Origin of the sequence: Arthrobacter sp. ISL-5, assembly GCF_018613835.1 — a bacterium.
Lineage (GTDB): Bacteria > Actinomycetota > Actinomycetes > Actinomycetales > Micrococcaceae > Arthrobacter.
Genome location: NZ_JAGGPM010000004.1, coordinates 128711 through 151789, shown reverse-complemented (window position 1 = coordinate 151789; position 23079 = coordinate 128711). Strand labels below are relative to the sequence as shown.

Annotated in this window: 25 protein-coding genes; 13 read left to right on the top strand and 12 right to left on the bottom strand. The window is 64.5% G+C overall.

The window, feature by feature from the left end; translation table 11 throughout:
* Positions 1–140 precede the first annotated feature (140 nt).
* From leuA to J7I89_RS02240, 3 genes are all read left to right on the top strand, one after another.
* A complete protein-coding gene (gene leuA, locus J7I89_RS02250; RefSeq protein WP_214966884.1) occupies positions 141–1880 on the top strand; it encodes a 2-isopropylmalate synthase in 1740 nt (579 codons plus the stop codon).
* A gap of 89 nt (positions 1881–1969) precedes the next feature.
* Positions 1970–2722 carry a DNA repair protein RecO gene (recO, locus tag J7I89_RS02245; RefSeq protein ID WP_214966882.1) on the top strand — a complete coding sequence of 251 codons (753 nt, stop codon included), beginning with the start codon at positions 1970–1972 and terminating at the stop codon, positions 2720–2722.
* Positions 2723–2724: 2 nt separating this feature from the next.
* A complete protein-coding gene (locus tag J7I89_RS02240; protein WP_214966880.1) occupies positions 2725–3567 on the top strand; it encodes an isoprenyl transferase in 843 nt (280 codons plus the stop codon).
* A 25-nt stretch (positions 3568–3592) separates the two neighbouring features.
* Here the strand turns inward: J7I89_RS02240 and J7I89_RS02235 are convergent, their stop codons facing one another.
* A complete protein-coding gene (locus tag J7I89_RS02235) occupies positions 3593–4597 on the bottom strand; it encodes an alpha/beta hydrolase (RefSeq protein ID WP_214966879.1) in 1005 nt (334 codons plus the stop codon).
* 131 nt (positions 4598–4728) lie between these two features.
* Here J7I89_RS02235 and J7I89_RS02230 point away from each other — a divergent pair, with 131 nt between their 5' ends.
* Positions 4729–5802, top strand: coding sequence for a quinone-dependent dihydroorotate dehydrogenase (locus J7I89_RS02230; protein WP_214966877.1), 1074 nt, complete (start codon positions 4729–4731; stop codon positions 5800–5802).
* Between the two features lie 142 nt (positions 5803–5944).
* On the opposite strand, the gene J7I89_RS02225 is transcribed toward J7I89_RS02230, so the two are convergent.
* Positions 5945–6544 carry a DUF3043 domain-containing protein gene (locus J7I89_RS02225; protein WP_214966875.1) on the bottom strand — a complete coding sequence of 200 codons (600 nt, stop codon included), beginning with the start codon at positions 6542–6544 and terminating at the stop codon, positions 5945–5947.
* A 143-nt stretch (positions 6545–6687) separates the two neighbouring features.
* On the opposite strand from J7I89_RS02225, the gene J7I89_RS02220 reads away from it, so the two are divergent.
* From J7I89_RS02220 to J7I89_RS02200, 5 genes are all read left to right on the top strand, one after another.
* Complete coding sequence (locus J7I89_RS02220) at positions 6688–8118, top strand: dipeptidase (protein WP_214966874.1); 1431 nt, start codon at positions 6688–6690, stop codon at positions 8116–8118.
* A 215-nt stretch (positions 8119–8333) separates the two neighbouring features.
* Positions 8334–8723 (top strand): iron-sulfur cluster assembly accessory protein, encoded by a 390-nt coding sequence (locus J7I89_RS02215; protein ID WP_104138470.1) that lies wholly within the window; start codon positions 8334–8336, stop codon positions 8721–8723.
* Positions 8724–8909: 186 nt separating this feature from the next.
* Positions 8910–9782, top strand: coding sequence for a cytochrome c oxidase subunit II (coxB, locus tag J7I89_RS02210; RefSeq protein ID WP_214966872.1), 873 nt, complete (start codon positions 8910–8912; stop codon positions 9780–9782).
* 10 nt (positions 9783–9792) lie between these two features.
* Positions 9793–11520 (top strand): cytochrome c oxidase subunit I, encoded by a 1728-nt coding sequence (ctaD, locus tag J7I89_RS02205; protein ID WP_214966870.1) that lies wholly within the window; start codon positions 9793–9795, stop codon positions 11518–11520.
* Positions 11517–11918 carry a cytochrome c oxidase subunit 4 gene (locus J7I89_RS02200; protein WP_214966869.1) on the top strand — a complete coding sequence of 134 codons (402 nt, stop codon included), beginning with the start codon at positions 11517–11519 and terminating at the stop codon, positions 11916–11918. The genes ctaD and J7I89_RS02200 overlap by 4 nt, the downstream gene beginning before the upstream one ends.
* A 97-nt stretch (positions 11919–12015) precedes the next feature.
* On the opposite strand, the gene J7I89_RS02195 is transcribed toward J7I89_RS02200, so the two are convergent.
* On the bottom strand, positions 12016–12309 hold the full coding sequence (locus J7I89_RS02195; RefSeq protein WP_214966867.1) for an HPr family phosphocarrier protein: 294 nt from the start codon (positions 12307–12309) through the stop codon (positions 12016–12018).
* A 163-nt stretch (positions 12310–12472) separates the two neighbouring features.
* On the opposite strand from J7I89_RS02195, the gene J7I89_RS02190 reads away from it, so the two are divergent.
* Positions 12473–13264: a GntR family transcriptional regulator gene (locus tag J7I89_RS02190; protein ID WP_214966865.1), complete on the top strand. Its 792-nt coding sequence runs from the start codon at positions 12473–12475 to the stop codon at positions 13262–13264.
* A 149-nt stretch (positions 13265–13413) separates the two neighbouring features.
* Here J7I89_RS02190 and J7I89_RS02185 read toward each other — a convergent pair whose 3' ends face one another.
* The 4 genes from J7I89_RS02185 to J7I89_RS02170 form a co-directional block, all read right to left on the bottom strand.
* Positions 13414–15084 carry a cytochrome bc complex cytochrome b subunit gene (locus J7I89_RS02185; RefSeq protein WP_214966863.1) on the bottom strand — a complete coding sequence of 557 codons (1671 nt, stop codon included), beginning with the start codon at positions 15082–15084 and terminating at the stop codon, positions 13414–13416.
* A complete protein-coding gene (locus tag J7I89_RS02180; protein ID WP_214966861.1) occupies positions 15062–16132 on the bottom strand; it encodes a ubiquinol-cytochrome c reductase iron-sulfur subunit in 1071 nt (356 codons plus the stop codon). The genes J7I89_RS02185 and J7I89_RS02180 overlap by 23 nt, the downstream gene beginning before the upstream one ends.
* A 102-nt stretch (positions 16133–16234) precedes the next feature.
* Complete coding sequence (locus tag J7I89_RS02175; RefSeq protein WP_214966860.1) at positions 16235–17023, bottom strand: c-type cytochrome; 789 nt, start codon at positions 17021–17023, stop codon at positions 16235–16237.
* An 87-nt stretch (positions 17024–17110) separates the two neighbouring features.
* Positions 17111–17785: a heme-copper oxidase subunit III gene (locus J7I89_RS02170; RefSeq protein ID WP_251044781.1), complete on the bottom strand. Its 675-nt coding sequence runs from the start codon at positions 17783–17785 to the stop codon at positions 17111–17113.
* 112 nt (positions 17786–17897) lie between these two features.
* On the opposite strand from J7I89_RS02170, the gene trpD reads away from it, so the two are divergent.
* Positions 17898–18956 (top strand): anthranilate phosphoribosyltransferase, encoded by a 1059-nt coding sequence (trpD, locus tag J7I89_RS02165; RefSeq protein WP_214966856.1) that lies wholly within the window; start codon positions 17898–17900, stop codon positions 18954–18956.
* A 58-nt stretch (positions 18957–19014) separates the two neighbouring features.
* On the opposite strand, the gene J7I89_RS02160 is transcribed toward trpD, so the two are convergent.
* Positions 19015–19293, bottom strand: coding sequence for an Lrp/AsnC family transcriptional regulator (locus tag J7I89_RS02160; RefSeq protein ID WP_056623968.1), 279 nt, complete (start codon positions 19291–19293; stop codon positions 19015–19017).
* 72 nt (positions 19294–19365) lie between these two features.
* Positions 19366–19782, bottom strand: a complete 417-nt coding sequence (locus J7I89_RS02155) for a DUF3054 domain-containing protein (RefSeq protein ID WP_214966854.1) — start codon at positions 19780–19782, stop codon at positions 19366–19368.
* Positions 19783–19903: 121 nt separating this feature from the next.
* On the opposite strand from J7I89_RS02155, the gene J7I89_RS02150 reads away from it, so the two are divergent.
* On the top strand, positions 19904–20287 hold the full coding sequence (locus J7I89_RS02150; RefSeq protein ID WP_214966852.1) for a VOC family protein: 384 nt from the start codon (positions 19904–19906) through the stop codon (positions 20285–20287).
* A gap of 9 nt (positions 20288–20296) precedes the next feature.
* Here the strand turns inward: J7I89_RS02150 and J7I89_RS02145 are convergent, their stop codons facing one another.
* Positions 20297–20932 carry a LysE family translocator gene (locus J7I89_RS02145; protein WP_214966850.1) on the bottom strand — a complete coding sequence of 212 codons (636 nt, stop codon included), beginning with the start codon at positions 20930–20932 and terminating at the stop codon, positions 20297–20299.
* A gap of 152 nt (positions 20933–21084) precedes the next feature.
* Here J7I89_RS02145 and J7I89_RS02140 point away from each other — a divergent pair, with 152 nt between their 5' ends.
* Positions 21085–21558, top strand: coding sequence for a VOC family protein (locus tag J7I89_RS02140; protein WP_214966848.1), 474 nt, complete (start codon positions 21085–21087; stop codon positions 21556–21558).
* Between the two features lie 5 nt (positions 21559–21563).
* Here the strand turns inward: J7I89_RS02140 and J7I89_RS02135 are convergent, their stop codons facing one another.
* Both J7I89_RS02135 and J7I89_RS02130 read right to left on the bottom strand, forming a co-directional pair.
* Complete coding sequence (locus tag J7I89_RS02135; RefSeq protein ID WP_214966847.1) at positions 21564–22526, bottom strand: hypothetical protein; 963 nt, start codon at positions 22524–22526, stop codon at positions 21564–21566.
* Positions 22527–22589: 63 nt separating this feature from the next.
* A complete protein-coding gene (locus J7I89_RS02130; protein WP_214966845.1) occupies positions 22590–23024 on the bottom strand; it encodes an SRPBCC family protein in 435 nt (144 codons plus the stop codon).
* Between the last annotated feature and the right edge of the window lie 55 nt (positions 23025–23079).

Below are 23079 nucleotides of genomic sequence, written 5' to 3'. Positions count from 1 at the left end.
ATGGTGCGCGCAGAACTGCTTCTTCTTAGCTGCCGCGGCGAGGCCTCAGACGCGATCTAGCGCAAGGCCCATCCTCGTCGCGGAGTTTGTGTTGCCCGGCCACCTTTCAAACAGGAACCACAGAAAAGGCCCCGATAGTAATGCGAAACGCACAGAAGCCCTCAGGAATGCCCGTCCACCGTTACGTCCCGTTCCAGGACCAGATCACGGTTGAGCTGCCGGACCGCACTTGGCCGGACAAGGTCATCACCAAGGCCCCGCGCTGGTGCGCAGTGGACCTGCGTGACGGCAACCAGGCCTTGATCGATCCGATGAGCCCCGCCCGCAAGCTGAAGATGTTCCAGCTGCTGGTCCGGATGGGCTACAAGGAAATCGAAGTCGGGTTCCCTTCCGCCTCGCAGACGGACTTTGACTTCGTCCGGCAGCTGATCGAGGGCAACCACATTCCGGACGACGTCACCATCCAGGTCCTGACCCAGGCCCGCGAGCACCTGATCGAGCGGACTTATGAGTCCCTGGTCGGCGCCAAGCAGGCGATCGTGCACCTGTACAACTCGACGTCGGTCCTGCAGCGCAGGGTCGTCTTCAACCAGGACGAGGACGGCATCCTGGACATCGCCCTCCAGGGCGCACGGCTGTGCAAGAAATACGAAGAGACCCTTCAGGACACGCACGTCACTTACGAGTACTCACCGGAATCCTTCACGGGGACCGAGCTGGAGTACGCAGTCCGCGTCTGTAACGCCATCGCGGACGTGTTTGAGGCCTCCGCCGACAGCCAGGTCATCATCAACCTGCCCGCCACGGTGGAAATGGCCACCCCCAATGTCTACGCCGACTCCATCGAGTGGATGAGCCGCAACCTGCACCCGCGCGAGGGCATCATCCTGTCCCTGCACCCGCACAACGACCGCGGCACCGGCGTCGCAGCCGCGGAACTGGGCTACCTGGCCGGCGCGGACCGGATCGAAGGCTGCCTGTTCGGCAACGGCGAACGGACCGGCAACGTGGACCTGGTGACCCTGGGCCTGAACATGTTCGTGCAGGGCATCGACCCGATGATCGATTTCTCTGACATCGATGAGGTCCGCCGCACGGTCGAGTACTGCAACCAGCTGCCCGTGGCCGAGCGCGCACCGTACGGCGGAGACCTCGTCTTCACCGCCTTCTCCGGCTCGCACCAGGATGCCATCAAGAAGGGCCTGGAAGCCCTGGAGAAGGACGCCGCCGCCGCCGGCAAGGACATTGCCGACTTCACCTGGCAGGTCCCGTACCTGCCGGTCGACCCGAAGGACCTCGGCCGCAGCTACGAGGCCGTCATCCGGGTGAACTCCCAGTCGGGCAAGGGCGGCGTCGCCTACCTGCTGAAGAGCGAGCACAACCTGGACCTGCCGCGGCGCGCCCAGATCGAATTCTCGGGCGTCATCCAGAAGCAGACCGACACCGTCGGCGGCGAAGTCAGCGGCGCCCAGCTGTGGCAGGTCTTCCAGGATGAATACCTGCCTTCCGGCGCGGCCGACGAGCAGTGGGGACGCTACGCCCTCGGCCCGTTCAGCACCGAGACCGGCGAGGACGGTTCCATGGCGCTGCACGCAGCGCTCAAGATCGACGGCGCCCCGGTCCACCGCACGGGCACCGGCAACGGCCCGATCGCCGCCCTGCTGAGCATCCTGCGGGAAGACGGCGTCGACGTCCGTGTGCTGGACTACAGCGAACACGCCCTGTCCGAGGGCGGCAGCGCCCTCGCCGCGGCCTATGTCGAATGCGCCGTGGGGGAACGCGTGCTGTGGGGCGTCGGGATCGACGCCAACACCAGCACGTCCTCGCTCAAGGCCGTCATCTCGGCTGTGAACCGCGCCATCCGGGACGCCCAGGCCTAAGCCTCGGCAGGTGCGCCGCCGGCACCGTCCGGCGGCGCACCTGAAACCCGGAAAGCAGGACTTTCCGGAGGACAGTGGGAAGATTAAGCGTGGTCCAACAGTCTTTTGCAGCGCGCGCCTACCGCGATGACGCCGTGGTGCTGCGCACCCACAAGCTGGGCGAGGCCGACCGCATCATCACTTTGCTCACCAAGCATCACGGTCAGGTCAGGGCGGTGGCCAAGGGCGTCCGGCGCACGAGCAGCCGTTTCGGTGCGCGCCTGGAGCCGTTCATGGTGGCGGACCTGCAGCTCATCTCCGGAAAATCCCTGGACATTGTCACGCAGGCTGTGGCCAAGGGCGCGTACGGCGGGAACATCGCCGCCGATTACGGCAGGTACACAGTGGCCGCCGCCATGACCGAGACTGCCGAAAAGCTGACCGACGTTGACGGCGAAGCCGGAACAGCGCAATACAACCTTCTCGTCGGCGCCCTCGCCTCCCTGAGCCGGGGGGACCACACTCCGGAGCTGATCCTGGACTCCTACCTGCTGCGTGCCCTGTCCACCGGCGGTTGGGCCCCCAGCTTCACCGGTTGCGCGCGGTGCGGCGCGGCCGGTCCGCACACGGCGTTCTCCGCGCCCCTGGGCGGCATGGTCTGCGGAGACTGCCGGCCGCCGGGCTCGCCGGCCCCCGCCGCGGAGACCGTTACACTGCTGGGCGCGCTGCTCACCGGCGACTGGACGACGGCGGATTCCTCGCTTCCGCTCCACCGGCGGGAAGCGGCGGGCCTGGTGGCCAGTTATCTGCAGTGGCATCTTGAGCGTGTCCTGAAATCCCTCAAACATGTGGAGCGTACCTAACAGTGTCCTTGGGAAAGAAGACCAGCCCCGCACGGCGCCGGACCGATCCGGTGGTGCAACCCTACCCCCATTCTTCGGGAGCCCTCCCGCCCTCCATCCCGGCTGAGTTCGTGCCGCAGCACGTGGCCATCGTTATGGACGGAAACGGCCGCTGGGCCAACCAGCGCGGACTGCCCCGAATCGAGGGGCACAAGGCCGGAGAGCCGGCTCTACTGGACGTCGTCGCCGGAGCCATAGAGCTGGGCATCAAGTACGTCACGGTCTATGCATTTTCGACGGAGAACTGGCGGCGCTCTCCCGAGGAAGTCCGCTTCCTGATGGGATTTAACAAGGATGTGCTGCGGCGGCAGCGCAACCAATTGGATGAGTGGGGCGTCCGGATCCGGTGGTCGGGGCGCCGGCCGAAGCTGTGGGGCTCAGTCATCCGTGAGCTGGAGGAGGCGGAGGAGTACACCGCCGGAAATAGCACGTGCACGTTAACCATGTGTGTTAATTACGGCGGCCGTGCGGAAATAGCGGACGCGGTGTCCGCCATTGCGCAGGAGGTGGCCGCCGGCCGGCTCAAGCCCGGCGCAATCACGGAGAAAACCATCCAGAAGTACCTCGACGAACCCGATCTTCCCGACGTCGACCTCTTCCTGCGCAGTTCAGGCGAACAGCGCCTTTCCAACTTCATGCTGTGGCAGTCGGCATACGCCGAGTTCGTTTTCATGGACACCCTGTGGCCCGACGTCGACCGCCGCACCCTCTGGGATGCCGTGCTCGAATACGCCCAGCGGGACCGTCGCTACGGCGGCGCGGTGGACGCGGCGCCGAAACCCGTGGACGCCACGCAGTCCGGGTAGGGGTCCCTTCGTTCCGCAGGCTCCGTCACGGGAGCTCCCCAGCGACAGGCCCGTCGCCGGCCGCGAACCCGTGGATCCACCTGGCCAGCCGGCGGTAGGCGTCTGCCCGGACCTCGGCGCGGGACAGGAACACATCATGGAGGGCGCCGTCAATGCGCTCCACGGACACACTCCGGCCCAGGGACAGGGACCGTGTGGCAATGACGTTGACGTCCAGCACGGCATCGGTGCTGCGCATCGCCTCGGTCCAGACCATGCCGTTCTCGCTAGCCCCCGAAATCAAGACCAGAATGGGGATGTCGATGCCGAGGCCCCGCGCCACCTTGGCGTGGCCCGCAAGGACCGCGCTGAGCCAGGCGGCCCGGACCGGAAACGCCATGGGCGGCCGGTAGTTGTCGTCCAGGCTCCATTCGCCCTCGGCCGAGCTGCTGATGCTCCGCCAGTAGAAGCCCCGCTCCGGCAGCCTCAGCACAGCCTCGGGCCGCAGGCGGGCAAGCGGCTCCACCATGGCCCAGGCGGCACGGCGGACCAGCGAACTGCCGTGCATTTCCAGCCACGGGCTGTTCAGCACCAGCTGGGAGACGACCCCGGGATGCCGGCTCACCCACAGGGCCGCCACCAGGCCTCCGGTGGAGTGGCCCATCAGGGCAAGGGACAGCGGTGCTTGCGGGCCGGTCGCGGAGATCATTTCGATTGCGGTGCCGATTTCAGCGTCGTAGTTGCCCAGGTCTGCAACATAGCCGCCGTGGGTATCGGGCTGAAGGCTGCGCCCGTGGTTATGCATGTCCAGGGCAAAGAATTCAAAGCCCTGCCCGTCCCAGAAGCGTGCCAGCTCAGTGTTGAAGAAGTAGTCGCTCCAACCGTGCAGGAACATCACGGCACGGCGCCGGCCGGCCCGCCCGGAGGGGGCACGGTCTTTGCGCGGAACGAAACGGACGAGCGTCGCGGTGCGCGTGACACCGTCACTGCCCGTGGCATCGAAGGCGCAGGACTCGAAGTCCGCGCCAAGGATGTCACTCCGCCACTCCATGGCACCAGCCTAGACTTTCGCCGCCCCTCCATGGCATGGGGCACGGGCAGCGAACATCGTTGTGCTGTGTAGCCGGGCGCTTGTGTCGGCCCGGGTTTGGTCTGCATCGCCTGAGGCGGAAAACTAGAGGCATGCGCGTATATCCCACTTTCTTCAGGCTGGCCTTTTCATGGATGGACGCGGAACGCGCCCACAAAATCGGGTTCAAGGGCATCCGGCTCGCCCACACCACAGGCGCAGGCCGCCTGCTGGAACGGTTTACCGCCCCGCCGGCGTCGCTGCAGACCAGTGCACTCGGCATGACCTTTCCGTCGCCGTTCGGACTGGCGGCGGGCTTCGACAAAGAGGGCCACGGCATCGAGGCGCTGACAGAACTTGGATTTGGCCACGTCGAGGTCGGAACCATTACTGGCCGCGCGCAGCCGGGTAACGAGAAGCCGCGGCTGTTCCGGCTCATCGAGGACCGTGCAGTCATCAACCGGATGGGATTCAACAACGACGGCGCCGCCGCAGTAGCGCCCCGGCTCAAGTCCGCCCGTGCTGCGCTTCAGCGCCGGCACCCCAAGGTCCGTCCTGTGATCGGCGTGAACATCGGCAAGAGCAAGGTTGTGGAGCTCGACGACGCTGTGGAGGACTACCTCATCAGTGCGCGCAGCCTGGCACCGGCTGCCGACTACCTCGTGGTGAACGTCAGTTCTCCGAACACGCCGGGGCTTCGGCTTCTGCAGAATGTGGAGACGCTGCGGCCGCTGCTGAAGGCCGTGGGGGAGGAGGCCGACAAGTCGGCGGGACGCCACGTTCCGCTGCTGGTCAAGATTGCGCCGGACTTGAGCGATGAAGACATCGACGACGTTGCCCGCCTTGCGCTGGATCTTGACCTGGACGGCATCATCGCCACTAATACGACCATCGGACGTGCCGGGCTCTCGTCCTCCGCGGAAAAGGTCGAGGGCTGCGGTGCGGGCGGGCTGTCCGGCGCGCCCTTGAAGGGCCGCTCCCTGGAGGTCCTGCGCCGGCTGAAGGCGGCAACCGGGGGCAAGCTTGTCCTGATCTCCGTGGGCGGAGTGGAGACGTTCGAGGATGTCCAGGACAGGCTGGACGCCGGCGCCACCCTGGTCCAGGGATACACCGCGTTCCTCTACGAGGGGCCCTTTTGGGCAGCCCGCATCAATAGGCAGCTGGCGAAGAGCCGCCGCGGCGCCTAGCCCTGCCCTGAAGTGCAGCCGCCCTGAACGTGCAGCAGCCCTGAACGCAGCAGCCCCCGGCGGTACTACCGCCGGGGGCTGCTGCACTCTGGAGGGTCCGGGACCGGCCCTTAGAAAGGGTCAGCCTGGAGGAAAGGGGTGATTAGGACGGGTACTGCCCGCGCTGGACCTGGGGCTTGGGCAGGCGGAGCTTCCGGAACTGGAGGGAGCGCATCGAGCCGTACCAGACGGTGCCGCGCTCCACCTCGCCGAACTTTTGGGTGAGCCGCTTGCGGAGCTTGCGCGAGAGGATGAACACGTCCACGAAGACTGCCAGGAACATGACCCAGAATCCGCCGAGGACGTAGATCATCATCTCACTCGTGGACGGGACCACCAGCGAGACGATCACGAAGACCAGGGCGCCGAACATGAGGTACTCGCCCAGGCTGAAGCGGGCGTCCACATAGTCGCGGGCAAAGCGCTTCTGGGGCCCCTTGTCACGGATCGGCAGGAACTTCTCGTCGCCCGTATCCATGGCCTGGCGCATCTTGAGGCGCTGGTCCGCGATGGCAGCACGCTCCGCCGCCTTGGAGGCCTTGCGGTCCTCCGGCACCAGGGGGCGTTTGCGGGCGGCCTCCTGGGCCTTGCGCTTGGGCGTGGGTGCGCCCTTGCCCAAAGCTTCACTCTGGGCCGCTGCCTGGGCAGCCTGCTGGTCTACTACGTCGTGCGCCGCTGGCGCTTCCTTTTTACGTCCGAACACGACAACAGAATACCTTGCAGGACGCGGCCGCCCGTCATGCCGGCGGGCAGGCGGCACATGCTTCGGACCCGCGCCGGTCGGCCCGGCCACACGGCCCGGAACCGCTGTTTGTTGTGGTGTGTGACACAGGTAGTGTTTGGGCCATGACTTCATCACCAGCGGCGACCCCGCAAGAGATCGGTGGCTCTGTGGACGGCGTCGACACCCGCGCCCTGCGGAGCGCCGTAAGTGCAGCCTTTGATTCCACGGTTGCCCAGCTGAAGGACCTGGTCAGTATTCCAGGCATAGCGTGGCCGAGTTTCGATCCCGCGCCGCTGGACCGCAGCGCTGAGGCTGTCGCCGCCCTCGTCCGGAACGCGGGCATTGCCGACGTCCGTATCCTTCGGTGCGATAAGGAAGACGGCACACCCGGGGGACCGGCCGTTGTTGCGCGCAGGGAAGCTGCGGAAGGCAAGCCGACCATCCTGCTGTATGCCCATCATGATGTCCAGCCGCCGGGGGATCAGGCGCTGTGGGATTCCGAGCCCTTTACCGCCGTCGAACGTGACGGCCGGCTGTACGGCCGCGGCGCCGCGGACGACAAAGCCGGAATCATGGCCCACATCGCTGCTTACGGGGCAGTGACGCAGGTGCTCGGCGACGAATTCGGGCTCGGCGTCACCCTGTTCTTCGAGGGAGAGGAAGAAGCCGGCTCGCCGACATTCCGTACGTTCCTCGAAACCCACCGCGAGCTGCTCCGTGCAGACGTCATTGTGGTGGCTGACTCCAGCAACTGGAAGGTGGGAGTTCCGGCGCTGACCACCAGCCTCCGCGGGCTGATCGACGGAACCGTCGAGGTGCAGGTCCTGGACCACGCCGTGCACTCCGGAATGTTCGGCGGACCCGTGCTGGATGCGCCCACGCTGTTGTCACGGCTTATCGCCACATTGCACGATGCGGAGGGCAACGTGGCGGTGGCCGGGCTGGTCAGCCGGGACGACGTTGAAGTCGACCTCACCGAAGCGGAGTACCGTGCCGACGCGTCGGTGCTCGACGGCGTGCAGCTGGCCGGGAGCGGAACCATTGCGTCCCGCCTGTGGACCAAGCCGGCGCTGTCCATCATCGGATTCGACGCGCCGGCCGTGGACGTCGCCTCCAACACGCTCCTTCCCAGGGCCCGGGCCAAGTTCAGCCTGCGCCTGGCCCCCGGCCAGGTCCCGTCCGAGGCCATGGAGGCCGTCCGCAGGCATGTCGAGCGCAACGCGCCGTTCGGAGCGAAAGTGGTGTTCACGCCGGGGGAGAGCGGCAACGCGTTCCAGACGGACACCAGCTCCGCTGCCGCGGGATTCGCGCTCTGGGCACTCGGGGAAGCCTGGGGAGTGCCGGCCGTGGAAATGGGCATCGGCGGTTCCATCCCGTTCATCTCGGACCTGACAGACCTGTATCCGGCTGTCCAGATCCTCGTGACGGGTGTTGAGGACCCGGATTCGCGGGCGCACTCCGCCAACGAATCCCTGCACCTTGAGGACTTCCGGAACGCGGTCCTTGCCGAAGCGCTCCTGCTGGCCCGCCTCAATATCGAGGACCCGCGCTGACGGATCCGGTCCCGGCGGCGAAACCGCGGAGCTGCGGCAGTCCCCGGGCGGGTGGCATGGCCGTCCCGGGAACAAGTCCGGGAAGGCCTCGGTTACGTCTTTAGTTAGAGCTACACGCGTGATCGACGTAGCATGTAGCTATAGCCCATACCGTTTCCGTAGGGGCAGGCACCGTGCAAGCGGGGCCGCCAGGACCGTCGTTAGAAGGTAGGCCAATGAGCACTACGACCAATGAAAACAGCACCGAACCCACCGGCACGGCCAGTGACGAACTGGCGAGCCACGAGGTTCAGCTGACCGACGTTGCAGCAGGCAAGGTCCGCAGCCTCCTTGAGCAGGAAGGCCGCACAGACCTCCGTCTCCGCGTTGCCGTACAGCCGGGCGGATGCTCCGGCCTGATTTACCAGCTTTACTTCGACGAGCGCCTCCTTGAGGGAGACGCTGTTCGCGACTATGACGGTGTCGAGGTCGTCGTCGACAAGATGAGCGTGCCCTACCTCAGCGGCGCCAGCATTGACTTTGAGGACACCATCTCCAAGCAGGGCTTCACCATCGACAATCCCAATGCCGGCGGATCGTGCGCCTGTGGAGATTCCTTCCACTAACGGGCACTTTTGCCCTTTCCAGACCGTTGTGGCGGCGTCGGTGACAACCGGCGCCGCCACACTGGTCAGACATGTGGGCGAAATCCCGCGGGGGGCGGTAAGCTCTACACCGAGTAGTAAAACTTTTAGTGTGCCCGGGAGGCTTTTTGCCGCCCTGGCAACAGCAACAAGTAGGAAGGGCCGTCTGTGAGTTCGCAGAACCGAACCGGCAGCCGACGCAAAACGATCACTTCGATCTCTGGCTTGGCAATTGCCGGCGCGTTGGTTTTGACTGGATGTTCGCCAGAGGTAACGAAGGGGTGGCTGCCCACCGAGCGTGGCACCACCAATCACACTGACCGCATCATGGACCTCTGGGTCAACTCATGGATTGCCGCCCTCGTGGTGGGCATCATCACCTGGGGACTCATCGTCTGGTGCCTGGTCGCCTACCGGCGCCGCAAAGGCACCGTGGGCTTCCCGCGGCAGACCAGTTTCAACCTTCCCCTCGAGGTCTTCTACCTGACCATCCCGCTCTTCATGGTGCTGGTGTTCTTCTACTTCACCGACCGTGACCAGCAGGCCATCGATGACCGCTCCAAGCCCGCCGACGTCGTTGTTGATGTCCGCGGCAAGCAGTGGGCCTGGGACTTCAACTACAAGCAGGGCGACGTCGTTACCGGGGACGTCCACGAAGCCGGTGTCCAGGCGCACCTGACCGGCAAGGAAGTGGACAAGGAAAAGCTGCCCACGCTTTACCTGCCCGTCAACAAGTCCGTTGACCTTGAGCTGAACTCCCGCGACGTCATCCACTCCTTCTGGGTCCCTGCATTCCTGCAGAAGCGGGACATGATCCCGGGCAAGACCAACTACATCCGGTTCACGCCCACCAAAGAGGGAACCTACGACGGCAAGTGCGCCGAACTCTGCGGTGAATACCACTCCGAGATGCTGTTCCGCGTGAAGGTGGTGTCCGAGTCCGAATTCCAGGCTCACCTGACCCAGCTGCGCCAGGACGGCAACACGGGACTGCTCGGCGAAGAGTACGACCGCAACCCGAACCTGAACGAAACAAAGTAAGGGGAGCGACGTGGCTACTTACACCCAATCCGCACCTGTCGGGACCCTTGCGGCTCCCGTAGTTCCGAAGTCCAAGGGACGCATCGTCGTCAACTGGATCACCTCCACCGACCACAAGACCATCGGGTACATGTACCTGATCGCCTCGTTTATCTTCTTCTGCCTCGGCGGCGTGATGGCGCTGCTCATCCGCGCCGAGCTGTTCGAACCCGGCATGCAGATCCTGCAGACCAAGGAACAGTACAACCAGCTGTTCACCATGCACGGCACGGTCATGCTGCTCATGTTCGCCACCCCGCTGTTCGCAGGGTTCGCCAACGTCATCATGCCGCTGCAGATCGGCGCTCCCGACGTCGCCTTCCCGCGGCTGAACGCCCTGGCATTCTGGTTCTTCCTGTTCGGCTCCACCATCGCGGTGTCCGGCTTCATCACCCCGCAGGGTGCGGCGTCGTTCGGCTGGTTCGCCTACGCCCCGCTGTCCAACACCACGTTCAGCCCGGGCATCGGCGGTGACCTGTGGGTCTTCGGCCTGGCGCTCTCCGGCTTCGGCACCATCCTGGGCGCGGTCAACTTCATCACCACCATCATCTGCATGCGCGCCCCCGGCATGACCATGTGGCGCATGCCGATCTTCACCTGGAACACGCTGGTCACGGCGATCCTCGTGCTGATGGCCTTCCCGCCGCTGGCCGCCGCGCTGTTCGCCCTCGGAGCCGACCGCCGCTTCGGCGCCCACATCTTCGATCCGGAAAACGGCGGCGCCGTGCTCTGGCAGCACCTGTTCTGGTTCTTCGGCCACCCCGAGGTCTACATCATTGCGCTGCCGTTCTTCGGCATCGTTTCGGAGATCTTCCCGGTCTTCAGCCGCAAGCCGATCTTCGGCTACAAGGGCCTGGTGTACGCCACCATCGCGATCGCCGCACTGTCCGTGACCGTGTGGGCGCACCACATGTACGTCACCGGTTCGGTGCTGCTGCCGTTCTTCTCGTTCATGACCATGCTCATCGCTGTCCCCACGGGCGTGAAGTTCTTCAACTGGATCGGCACCATGTGGCGCGGTTCCATCACATTCGAGACCCCCATGCTGTGGAGCATCGGCTTCCTCATCACGTTCCTCTTCGGCGGCCTGACCGGCATCATCCTGGCCTCCCCGCCGCTGGACTTCCACGTCTCCGATTCCTACTTCGTGGTGGCGCACTTCCACTACGTGGTGTTCGGCACCGTGGTGTTCGCGATGTTCGCCGGGTTCTACTTCTGGTGGCCGAAGTGGACGGGCAAGATGCTCAACGAGCGCCTCGGCAAGATCCACTTCTGGCTCCTGTTCCTCGGCTTCCACGGCACCTTCCTGATCCAGCACTGGCTGGGCGTTGAAGGCATGCCCCGCCGCTACGCGGACTACCTGGTGGAGGACAACTTCACCTGGATGAACCAGTTCTCCACCATCTCCTCGTTCGTTCTCGGTGCGTCGCTGATCCCGTTCCTCTGGAACGTCTACATCACGTCGCGGAATGCGGAAAAGGTACAGGTGGACGATCCCTGGGGCTTCGGTGCATCGCTGGAGTGGGCAACGTCCTGCCCGCCGCCGCGCCACAACTTCACCTCCCTGCCCCGCATCCGCTCGGAGCGTCCGGCCCTGGACCTGCACCACCCCGAGCTGTCACAGTCACACACCGTTGAGTCACCGGCGCCGGCAGCAGCTGTGCTCGGTAACGCCGATCAGAAGGACACCGCGCAGTGAAGATCGAATCATGGATTTTTGGAGCAGGAGTCTTCTTCTTCGTCCCTGTCTCAATGGTTTACGGTTTCCTGACCAACTGGAGTGAGTGGGTCGGCATCCTGGGCATCCTCCTCGTGGGCGGCCTGGCCGGCATGATCGGTGCCTACCTCGGATTCACCGGCAAGCGCGTCGGCATGCGTCCCGAGGACCGCAACGACGCAGAGATCCACGAAGGCGCCGGCGAGCAGGGGCACTTCAGCCCCTGGAGCTGGTGGCCGCTGGTGCTCGGCTTGACCTGTGCAGCCGGCTTCCTGGGCCTCGCCATCGGCTTCTGGATCACCTTCATCGCGGGCGGCATGGCCATTGTGGCCCTCGTCGGCTGGGTCTACGAGTACAGCCGCGGAGATCACGCACACTAAGTCTCAGGACACAGCCTGAACGACGGCGGGCCCCACCATTTTGGTGGGGCCCGCCGTCGTCGTTGTTGGCCCGGGCAATGGCAGCCTTTGGCTAGTTTCAGCCCGCCTTCTGTGACTCCAGCAGCTCGGCCAGGCCCAACAACGCCGACTCCGCCTCCACAATGCTGCGGCCGGCCGGAATAGCCGACTCGGTGACACCCAGCTCCACCTCGCAGCCGCAGTTGAAGTCGGCTGTCATGACCTCGAGCAGCGAGCGTGCGTCGACGGCGTCAATGCCGGCTTTGCGGATCGTCACCGGCAAACCGGTCTCCGTCACGGCGCGCACGAAGACCGCTGCCGGGCGGGCGTGCAGGCCGATGGCGGCTGTGACGATTGCCTTACGAACGGGCAACTGGACTCCTCTTCTTGGACGGAACGACGCCGTCGTCTTTCGTGTTTGACGTTAAGAATATCCGCCCCGCAGGGCTATCACGGGCGCCCCGCTGCGTGGTCTAGACCTGACGGCTGAATGGCCTACCCTTGAAATGTGAACATGCATTACAGGAGCAACTGCCGTGGCCGCTGAAGCCTCCCGCATCGCCGGCGAGATCGACAGGAAAAGCGGAACCCCCATCTACGTCCAGCTTCGCGAGATCCTCAGGACGTACATCGCCACGTCATGCCCGCCCGGCTCCGGCCTGCCTTCGGAGCGTGACCTGGCGGAGCGCTTCGGGCTGGCCCGGATGACCGTTCGGCAGGCCATCGACGCTCTCGTGGGGGAAGAGGTCATCGAACGCGTGGTGGGGCTGGGTACGTTTGTGCGCAAGCCCAAACTGGATCTCCAGGTCAAGCTCACCTCCTACAGCGAGGAAATGCAGCGCCGCGGCATGGTGCCGGCGGCCAAGGTGCTCAGCTTTGAGCAGATCGCCGCAAGCGCCTTCCTCGCGCGCGAACTGCAGCTGGAGGAGGGAACGCCCCTGGTGCGCTTCCGGCGCCTCCTGCTGGCCGATAACGAGCCAATGAGCGTGGACGAGAACTTCATCCCGGCGCACCGCGTTCCGGGCCTGCTGGACGGTGAGCCGCCCACGTCGCTGTACAACGTCCTGAGCGAACAGTTCGGCCTCGTCATGGAATGGGGCGAGGACATGATCGAAGCGACGGCCGCGTCACCCTCCACTGCAAGGCTGTTGAACGTTGAAATAGGGTCACCGCTGCTGAAGATCCAGCGGCACGCGTTCGTTGCCCGCGCCATGGTGGACTATTCCGTCTCCTACTACCGTGCCGACCGCTACAAGCTCTGGGTGCCGTTGCAGCGGCCCGGCATCCGGCCTGCTCGAAACTACGCTTCGGGCTACCGACACCAGTAGCCGGGCCGGCCAGGGAGGTTTGCGCCGAAGGGCTCGGCGGAGGAGCAGCCAACGATGCACAGAAGACGAGCAGTCAACGGGACATAGAAAAGGCCCGGTCCAAGCGGACCGGGCCTTTTCTATGACTTGACCGTGACTAGCGGGTGGGCCTAGTGGCTAAGCGTCTTCTGCGCCTCGCCGGCTTCCACTGCCTCGTGGTGGCCGTGGCCAGCTTCGAGCTCAGCGGGAGTTGCCGGGGCAACCCTGTCCTCGAAGAACCACTGGGACAGCTTCGCCCGCCGGTTTTCCTTGCGGGTGACGACGCCATGTTCGTTCGGCACTGCCGGAAGGGGGACCGGCGACTCGAAACCGACAAGCTTGTAGCGCTTGTACTCGTCGAGCGGGGCGTGGACTTCGATGAACTCTCCGTGCGGCAGGCGCACGATACGGCCGGTCTCGCGGCCATGGAGGGCGATCTCGCGGTCCTTGCGCTGCAGGGCCAAGGCGACGCGCTTCGTCACGACGAAGGCGATGATCGGGCCGAGGAAGAACAGTGCGCGCAGCCAGTAGGTGACGTCGTTCAGTGCCACGTGGAAGTGCGTTGCGATGAGGTCCGAGCCAGCGGCTGCCCACATGACGCAGTACCAGGTGAAGCCGGCTACACCGATAGCAGTACGCGTCGGCGCATTGCGCGGACGGTCCAGCACGTGGTGCTCGCGGTTGTCCTTGGTGATCCAGCGCTCGATCCACGGATACATGAACAGAACGGTGAAGATGATGCCTGCCGGAACCAGCGCCGGCAACAGCACGTTCAATGTCAGAACATGGCCGAAGATCACGTATTCGAAGTGGAAATCGCCGATCACACCGGGCATGAGGCGCAGGGCACCGTCAACGAAGCCGATGTACCAGTCAGGCTGCGTGCCTGCGGACACGGGGGAGGGATCGTACGGGCCGTAGTTCCAGATCGGGTTGATCGTGAAGAACCCGGCCATGAGGGCGATCACACCGAAGACGATGAAGAAGAATCCGCCGGCCTTGGCCGCGTAGACCGGGCCGAGGGGGTAGCCGACGACGTTGCCGTCGTTGCGGCCCGGGCCGGGGTACTGGGTGTGCTTGTGCACGACCACCATGAACAGGTGCAGGACGATCATCAGCAGGATGAGCGCCGGCACCAGCAGGATATGCAGCGTGTACAGGCGGCTGATGATGAGCGTGCCCGGGAATTCCCCGCCGAACAGGAAGAATGAAATGTACGTCCCGATCACCGGGATGGACTTGATCACGCCGTCGATGATGCGCAGGCCGTTGCCGGAGAGCAGGTCATCGGGGAGTGAATAACCGGTGAATCCTTCAGCCATGGCCAGGATCAGCAGGACCCCGCCGACAACCCAGTTCATTTCGCGGGGTTTGCGGAAGGCACCCGTGAAGAAGACACGAAGCATGTGAACACCGAGGGACGCCACGAAGAGCAGAGCTGCCCAGTGGTGGACCTGGCGCATGAACAGTCCGCCACGGACATCAAAGGAGATATCCAGCGACGAGCTGAACGCGACCGACATTTCAACGTTCTTCAGCGGCGTGTAGGAGCCGTTGTAGTGCGTCTCGGCCATGGACGGATCGAAGAAGAATGTCAGGAACGTTCCGGACATGAGCAGGATGACGAAGGAGTACAGCGCCACCTCGCCGAACATGAAAGACCAGTGGTCCGGGAATACCTTGCGGCCGAATTCACGGAGGATTCCGGATCCGCCGACACGCTCGTCAACGAAATCAGTAATACGTCCGACTTTAGTGTTGGCTACGTAGGCGGGGGCTTCAGCTGTTGATGCTGCGCTCATGCTCATCACGCTCCCAGTAACTTGGTCCTACAGGTTCGTTGAAGTCGCTGGTAGCGACCAGGTATCCCTCATCATCCACCGCGATGGGCAGCTGGGGGAGGGGACGGCTGGCCGGGCCAAAGATAACCTTGCATTCCTGGGTGAGGTCGAAGGTTGACTGGTGGCACGGGCACAGCAGGTGGTGCGTCTGCTGCTCGTAAAGGGCAACAGGGCATCCGACGTGGGTGCAGATCTTCGAGTAGGCAACGATGCCGTTGTAGCCCCAGTTCTCACGCCCCGCGGACGGGTTCAGCGAGGAGGGATCGAGGCGCATGAGCAGAACGACGGCCTTGGCCTTCTCGTTGAGCTTGCCCTCGTGCAGATCGTTGAGGCCTTCCGGGATCACGTGGAAGGCGGAACCGATGGTCACGTCCGAGGCCTTGATCGGAGTGCCGTCGGGGTCGCGGGTCAGGCGCTTTAGCTTGCCTTCCTGCGGAGCCCACATGGTGTGTGCCAACTTGTTGTCGGGGCGCGGGCCCAGATCGCCGAACACGGCCAGTGCCGGCAGCGGTGCGAGTGCTACCGCGCCGAGCAGGGTGTTCCGGATGAGGGGGCGGCGCTTGATGCCCGTCTCCTCAACGATGTCATCCACAATGCGCACTGCGGCCTGGCGGTCGTCTTCCGTGCGGATCGGGTGACGTTCCTCGGACACTTCGTGGTCCGGCATGAGGGCCTTGGCCCAGTGGACGATACCCGTGCCGATGCCGAGCATGGCGAACGCTGTTCCGACGCCAAGCAGGGCGTTCTGCAGCCTGATGGTGGCAATCGTGGAGTCATCGCCCAGATCGATGGCGAAGTACGCCACCAGGAAGATCACGGTGCCAACGACCGAGCTGCCGAACAGAATGGCAACCTGCCGTTCTGCTCGCTTTGCGGCCTTCGGGTCCGTGTCAGCCAGGCGCAAACGATGCGGGGGAATTCCAGGGTCCTGGAACTTCTCCACCTCATTCTGACCAGCCGTAGCTACGGTGCCCGAGTGGTTCGGACTGCCGTCACTATGGTTGCCCATGATTCGCCTCATCCTTCTCTCGTCTCGGCTTCCGCCGAGTTAATGTTCAATTTCAAACCTGCTGAAGGGTCAGCAGGACATTCTTACAGTGCCCGGCTCCGGCTATGACGTGCGGGACGTCAGCCAGATGGTGAAGGCGATGATGACGCCGAGGCCGGCGATCCACACAAACAGTCCTTCAGAAACGGGACCAATGGCACCCAGATCAGCGCCGCCGGGGGAGCCGTTGGCCTCAATCTGCTTCAGGAAGGTGATGATGTCGCGCTTGCCCTCCGGAGAGATGTTGGCGTCGTTGAAGACCGGCATGTTCTGGGGGCCAGACACCATTGCTTCGTAAATGTGCTTGCCCGAAACATCGGTGAGGGCCGGGGCGAATTTGCCGCGGGTCAGTGCACCGCCTGCAGCAGCAGCGTTGTGGCACATGGCGCAGTTCACGCGGAAAAGTTCTCCACCTTCGGCGGCGTTGCCCTTTTCGTCGAGGAGTTCCCCTGCGGGAATCGAGGGGCCGGGTCCTAGCGAAGCGACATAAGCGGCAAGCTGGCGGGTCTGTTCATCGTTGAACTGGGCCGGCTTCTCGTAAGCCTGCGGGCCGTTCATCTGCATGGGCATGCGGCCGGTGCCTACCTGGAAGTCAACGGCAGCAGCGCCGACACCTACCAGGGATGGACCGTCCTTAGTTCCGCTGGCACCCATGCCGTGGCAGGTGGCGCAGTTGGCGGCGAAGAGCTTTCCGCCTTCCTCTGTGTCACTGGCGCTGAAGTCGGCGGTGGTGGCCTTGGCCTCGTTGACGGTGGTGGCAACGGCGTACAGCCCACCAGTGAGGAGGAGGCCCATCAACAGCAGCGCAATCGCTGCCAGTGGGTGACGTCGCTTCTGCGAGAGTGCCTTCACGTGGTGGTTCCTTTATTCGTTCGTGCGTCGGCTCCGGGAGCCGCTTCTTGAAATTCTGTCTCTTGTAGAAAAAGAGTCAAGCGTTGACTACTGGAGGACATAGATGACCAGGAAGAGGCCGATCCAGACGACGTCCACGAAGTGCCAGTAGTACGAGGTGACAATCGCCGACGTCGCCTCGAAGTGACCGAACTTCTTCGCGGCGAAGGAGCGGCCGATGATGAGGAGGAACGCGATCAGGCCGCCGATGACGTGCAGGCCGTGGAAGCCGGTGGTCATGTAGAAGGCGGAACCGTAAGCGTTGGTCGAAAGGGTCACGTGCTCGGAAACCAGCATGGCGTATTCCGTGGACTGGCCGGCAACGAAGAACGCGCCCATGATGAACGTCAGCGTGAACCACTCGTTCATGCCCCAGCGGGTGAACTGCAGCGGACCTCCGCTGCGGCGAGGCTGGAGCCTTTCGGCGGCGAAAACGCCCATCTGGCAGGTGAATGAACTTGCCACGAGGACGATCGTGTTAACGAGCGCAAAGGGGAAGTTGAGCTTTGCTGTCTCTTCCGCCCACATCTGTCCGGACGTTGACCGGAGTGTGAAGTACATGGCGAAGAGGCCGGCGAAGAACATCAACTCGCTGGACAGCCAGACTACGGTTCCAACAGAAACCATATTGGGGCGGTTCAGCGTGGGGTGCGCCGGGGTACTGGGGGCATGGGTCGCAGATGTCACATAGACATTATGTCTGTAAAACTCCGTCCTGCCCAACGCAAACCGCCTTTTGGGGAGACTTTTTCTACAAAGACGCGAAATCGCGCTGAAAAGTTCCCGACACCGTTCACATTGGTTTTCTGAACTCGTACCTCGATAGCATCAGGAGGTGACTTCTCAGGCATCGGCACCGGCGGCAGGCAGCACCTGGCCGCGGCTCATCTCCGCACTTATGGACGGTAAGGACCTGACTGCGGACAACACGGCATGGGCCATGGACACCATCATGTCCGGGGAGGCGACGCCCGCCCAGATCGCCGGCTTCCTGGTCGCGCTGCGGGCCAAGGGAGAGACCGTGGAGGAGCTGGCCGGCCTCGTCGACGCCATGGTTGCCCACGCGAAGCCCATTGATATTGCGGGCGAGAAGCTCGACATCGTGGGCACCGGCGGGGACCAGCTCAACACCGTCAATATCTCCACCATGGCGGCGCTCGTCTGCGCCGGAGCCGGAGCAAAAGTCGTCAAGCACGGGAACCGCGCAGCGTCGTCGTCGTCGGGCTCTGCCGATGTTCTTGAGGCGCTCGGAGTGCGGCTGGACCTTCCCATCCCGGACGTTGCCCGCAACGCGGAAGAGGCGGGCATTACGTTCTGCTTTGCCCAGGTGTTCCATCCGTCGTTCCGCCACACCGCCGTGCCCCGCCGGGAGCTCGCCATACCCACGGCCTTCAACTTCCTTGGGCCCCTCACCAACCCGGCCGGGGTCCAGGCTTCCGCCGTAGGCGTGGCCAACGCGCGCATGGCGCCGCTGGTGGCCGGCGTACTGGCCCGCCGCGGAAGCCGCGGCCTGGTATTTCGCGGAAGCGACGGCCTGGATGAACTGACCACCACCGGCCCGTCGACCGTGTGGGAAATCCGCAACGGTGAAGTGGCTGAACAGCAGTTTTCGCCGCAGGACCTCGGCATCCGTCCCGCAACTGTGGAGGAACTTCGCGGCGGTGACGCCCAAGCCAATGCCGCCGTCGTCCGTGACGTCCTGGCCGGCGTGGCCGGGCCCGTCCGCGACGCCGTTCTGCTGAACGCCGCGGCAGGGCTCGTGGCCTACGATCTTGACGCCACCGGGCCACTGACGGAGCGCATGCGCCTCGCCCTCGAGCGGGCCGCCGAGTCCGTTGATTCCGGCGCCGCTGCTGCCGTCCTCGACAAGTGGGTCAGCCTGACACAGGCGTAGGACAGAAAAAGCGATGGCCCGGCACCAGTGTGCCGGGCCATCCCTTTTCGGGCTTTAGCTATTCGAAGCCCAGCGCGAAGGCGGCGTCGAGGTCATGCTGCGAATATGCGCGGAAGGCTATGTGCGTGGTGGTGTGCACCACGGCGGGCACCTTGGATAGTTTGTCAGCGATCACGTCTGCAAGGTCTTCATGCTGCGCCACGCGGGCCACAGCGATGAGGTCCCATTCCCCGGTGACGGAGTAAACCTCGCTGATGCCCTGGATGGCGGAAATCTCCTCGGCCGTCTCCGGGATTCGCGAGGCGTCGGTCTTGATCAGGACGAATGCGGTGATCACTGTGTACCCTTCCGGATCAGTTGTGCCGTGACGGTGCCCGGCTCGTGTGCGCTGTGGTGCCAGCCTAGTACATCAGCTCCGCCGCCGGGATCGCCGCAGCCGGAGCAGGCCAGCAACCAGAAGGCGGTAACCGAGGAGGAAAACGGCGAGGCTCAGGAGCGCCACGATGATAAACAGCAACACCACTGCCTGGCCCGTCAATGCGCGGAGCACCATCCCGATGCCCACGGCGCCAAGCCACACCGCAACGCCGGACGGCCACACCGCCAGGGGACGGTTCCACAGCCGCAGCAGGAGCCATGCGGCCGCCGCGCCCGCCAGGAACGGCCAGGCAGTGAGCAGGACGCCCGCCACGGATTCCCCCCGTGCATGGGCGTCCCGGCCTATGGCGGCGAACGTCAGGATGAGCACGGTGTCCGCGGCCGCCGCGGCTGCTGCAATGATTCGGGGAGTGGACCGCTGGGTCGCGGGTTCTACTGTGGAGCGCATGTATCCGAGCCTATCTGTTCCGCGGCCCGTGTTGCTGGACGTTGCCCGGACGTTGCCCCGACCGGGAAAATCGCCGACGATGGCTCGCAGGACCCGTGCAACATCCCGTGAAGGAGGACCAGTGAGACTCATACAGGTCGCACAGCGCGCCGAGAACCTCGAGCGGGCGGCGGAGTTCTATTCGGCCCTGCTGGGAACCCGGCCGCAGGCCGTGTTCGATCCGCCGGGCCTGCTTTTCTTTGACCTCGACGGCGTCCGCCTCCTGCTCGAAAAGGGAGCTCCGCCGTCGCTGATCTACCTGGCCGTCCCTGATGTCAGGCGGCGTATGGAGGAACTGGAGGCCGGGGGAGTCGAGGTGGTCGCTGCACCACAGGTGATCTTCCGCCACGAGGATTCGAAGCTGGGTCCCGCGGGAACCGACGAATGGATGGGTTTCATCAGGGACAGCGAAGGCAACACGGTGGGGCTCGTCAGCCAGTTGCCGGGCGGCGGGCCGCCGGCCTAGGTCTGCTGCTCAGGCGGCCTTGCTGGTGGCAATTTTTGCGGCGAAGGCCAGCAGGACGACGCCTGCAATCCGGTCCGTCGCCTTGGACACGGTGTCCGACTGGAGCCAGCGCCGCGCATGGTGGGTGGCAAGAATGATGATTGAGAACCAGGCCATTCCTTCGACGTTGTGAACCAGCGGCAGCAGGATTCCCATGAGGAGCGGGGAAGCGTCCGGCGGCAGAAACTGCGGGATCATCGCCATGTAGAAGACGCCCACCTTGGGGTTCAGCAGGCTGGTGGTGATGCCGGACAGCCATGCCGCCCGCACACCGCGTTGCCGGGCGGAAATTGCGGTGTCAACCACGGCGCCCTTTCGGAAGCTGCGCACGAGCATGCTGACCGCCAGCCAGGCCATGTAGCAGGCGCCCGCCACCTTGAGCGCAGTGAAGGCCGTCTCCGAGGCGGCCAGCAGAGCCGATGCGCCCAGCGCGGCAGCCACTCCCCAGAACACCGTTCCGGTGCAGATGCCCGCCGCGGTGGCAAACGCCGATCCGTGGCCCCGGCTGATGGCCGTGCGTAGAACCAGGACCGTATCCATCCCGGGAATCACGGTCAGTAGGGCAGCGACGAGCGCGAACTGAAGGACTGCTTCGGAGACGGCCACAATCGATGCTAAACGGACCACCGTGGCGGATCACAATAATGCCCCCGCCTCCGACCGTTGTCTCTGCGCCGGCAGGGGGATACGCTCAAGCCGCAACGGTTCGGGGGCCGATCGGCGTTCGGACCCGTCGACCTCAGGGAATGGACATCAGCATGCAGAAGATCACAGCCTGTCTTTGGTTCGACAACCAGGCCGAGGAAGCCGCCGAGTATTACGTGTCAGTCTTCGATAACGCCAGGATCAAGGACGTCTCGCGCTATGGCGAAGGCGGACCCGGCCCGGTGGGCCAGGCCATAGTTGTCGCATTCGACATAGAAGGCCAGGCCTTCCAGGCGCTGAACGGGGGACCAGCGTTCTCATTCACCGAAGCGGTGTCGTTCGTGATCGACTGCGCCTCGCAGGATGAAGTGGACCGTTACTGGAACGCACTGACCGACGGCGGGACCGAGAGCCAATGCGGGTGGCTCAAGGACAGGTACGGGGTCTCGTGGCAGATCGTGCCGTCAGTGCTCGGCCAGCTCATCGGCGGGCCGGATCCCGAAGGATCCCAGCGCGCCATGCAGGCCATGCTGGGCATGCGGAAGCTGGACATTGCCGAACTTCAAAAGGCGTACGACGGCGGCTAGCCACGTCATGTTGTCCGGGACGCAATTGAAATCACTGCGCTGACGAAAGCTGGAAGCGCTGCTGCCGAAGCGGCAACAAGGAAGCCTGCACCCACCCAGACGGGTGTGCGCGCCGTTCTGGGCGGGCCCGATGAGCCCGCCGGAAAGATCGTCATCCAGGTCAGGAGCGCAAGGGCGCCCAACCCGACGGCGAGGGCGGCGGGCGGGAAGAGCACGAATCCCAGAAGCAGTGGGACGTAGTATTTGGCTGTCCTGTCGGCCCAGAGCGGTAGCCGTTCACTCCACCAGCCCGCAGCCGCGGCGGCGACGGCGCCGTGCAGGATCGAGAGGCCGGTGAACAGGGCGACGGCGAGCCATCCGGGTCCCACGATGTTGAAGTCAATGTTGTCCGCACGCAGGGGATCGAGCAGGGCGCCGCCCAGCCAGATGAGAAGGAGGACCCCAAGCAAGGGTCCGGCCAGCCGGCCGGCCGGCAGCCAGCGGTGCAGGACAACGTACAGGATCGCGACGAGGTAACCGGCGGGCAGTCCGGCGAAGAGGAACAGGGCCAAAGACCCTTCAAGGGTTGGGAAGCCGACGTTGGCCTGGGCCTCCGTCAGCCGGCCCTGGGCCGAGTCCGGCGAGGTGAACGCAAGGACCCGCATGATCAGCCGGCCGCCGGGCCACGCGGCCAGCAATGCGGAGGCCAGCGCCGCGAAGGTGGCAACGTTGGCCCACCAGAGATATTTCCGGAGTGCAGCAATTTTGGCGTCCGAGGGGTCCTCCCGAGCTCCGCGGACTTCGCCCGACGACGGACTTGCAGAGTCAAGCGGGGGAGAAGGCGCGGCTTCAATGGGGGCAGAGGCGCGGGCGGGGCCGGGGCCCTTAACGGGGTTAGGGCCCTTAAGGGGATGGCCTCCCCACCTGATCACCGTGAGGAGGCCGAGCAGCAGCAAGACGGTACACCCGATCACTATTGCGAGGGCCATTTCCAATCACCACCGGGGTAGGGATGTGACCATTGTGCTCCCGGCAGCGTGCCTTCGCCACCCTTAGCCGGCTTCGATAACTCCCTTGAGGTTCTTGAGCTGGGCGACTTCGGATTCCATGGTTTTGGTGACCAGGGAGTCCAAGACCCTCATCACAAGCGGAAGTCTGAGGTCAAGGCTGAAGCGAACCGTGGTGCTTCCATCATGTTCCGTGAGCTGGTAGCGGCCCGACGGGCGGGCAGGTCCGGCCACTACCTGGAACCCCAGCAGGCGGCCCGGCTCGGCATCGGTGATCTTGTAGTCTCCCTGCAGAGGCCGTCCCTTGGGACCCGTCAGCGTTTGGCTGTAGACGGCTCCGGGTTCTCCGGCCGCGCCGTTCTTGAGGGCAATGGTTTGGACGCCGGGCCGCCACTTCGGGTTGTTAAGCCCATCCGCGAGGAAGGCATAGACCTCCCCGGCGGGTCGGTTGATGGTGATGTCGTTCTCGGCGTGCGCCATGCAGTTCCTTTCGGGTCGGGTACTTCGATCATCGGACGTCGTCCAGACCGCGGGG

Excerpts from the sequence above, each read along its gene's own strand:
- leuA (WP_214966884.1), top strand. The coding sequence starts at position 141 with ATGCGAAACGCACAGAAGCCCTCAGGAATGCCCGTCCACCGTTACGTC.
- J7I89_RS02235 (WP_214966879.1), bottom strand. The coding sequence starts at position 4,597 with ATGGAGTGGCGGAGTGACATCCTTGGCGCGGACTTCGAGTCCTGCGCC.
- J7I89_RS02230 (WP_214966877.1), top strand. The coding sequence starts at position 4,729 with ATGCGCGTATATCCCACTTTCTTCAGGCTGGCCTTTTCATGGATGGAC.
- J7I89_RS02220 (WP_214966874.1), top strand. The coding sequence starts at position 6,688 with ATGACTTCATCACCAGCGGCGACCCCGCAAGAGATCGGTGGCTCTGTG.
- J7I89_RS02215 (WP_104138470.1), top strand. The coding sequence starts at position 8,334 with ATGAGCACTACGACCAATGAAAACAGCACCGAACCCACCGGCACGGCC.
- J7I89_RS02185 (WP_214966863.1), bottom strand. The coding sequence starts at position 15,084 with ATGAGCGCAGCATCAACAGCTGAAGCCCCCGCCTACGTAGCCAACACT.
- J7I89_RS02180 (WP_214966861.1), bottom strand. The coding sequence starts at position 16,132 with ATGGGCAACCATAGTGACGGCAGTCCGAACCACTCGGGCACCGTAGCT.
- J7I89_RS02155 (WP_214966854.1), bottom strand. The coding sequence starts at position 19,782 with ATGCGCTCCACAGTAGAACCCGCGACCCAGCGGTCCACTCCCCGAATC.
- J7I89_RS02140 (WP_214966848.1), top strand. The coding sequence starts at position 21,085 with ATGCAGAAGATCACAGCCTGTCTTTGGTTCGACAACCAGGCCGAGGAA.
- J7I89_RS02135 (WP_214966847.1), bottom strand. The coding sequence starts at position 22,526 with ATGGCCCTCGCAATAGTGATCGGGTGTACCGTCTTGCTGCTGCTCGGC.
- J7I89_RS02130 (WP_214966845.1), bottom strand. The coding sequence starts at position 23,024 with ATGGCGCACGCCGAGAACGACATCACCATCAACCGACCCGCCGGGGAG.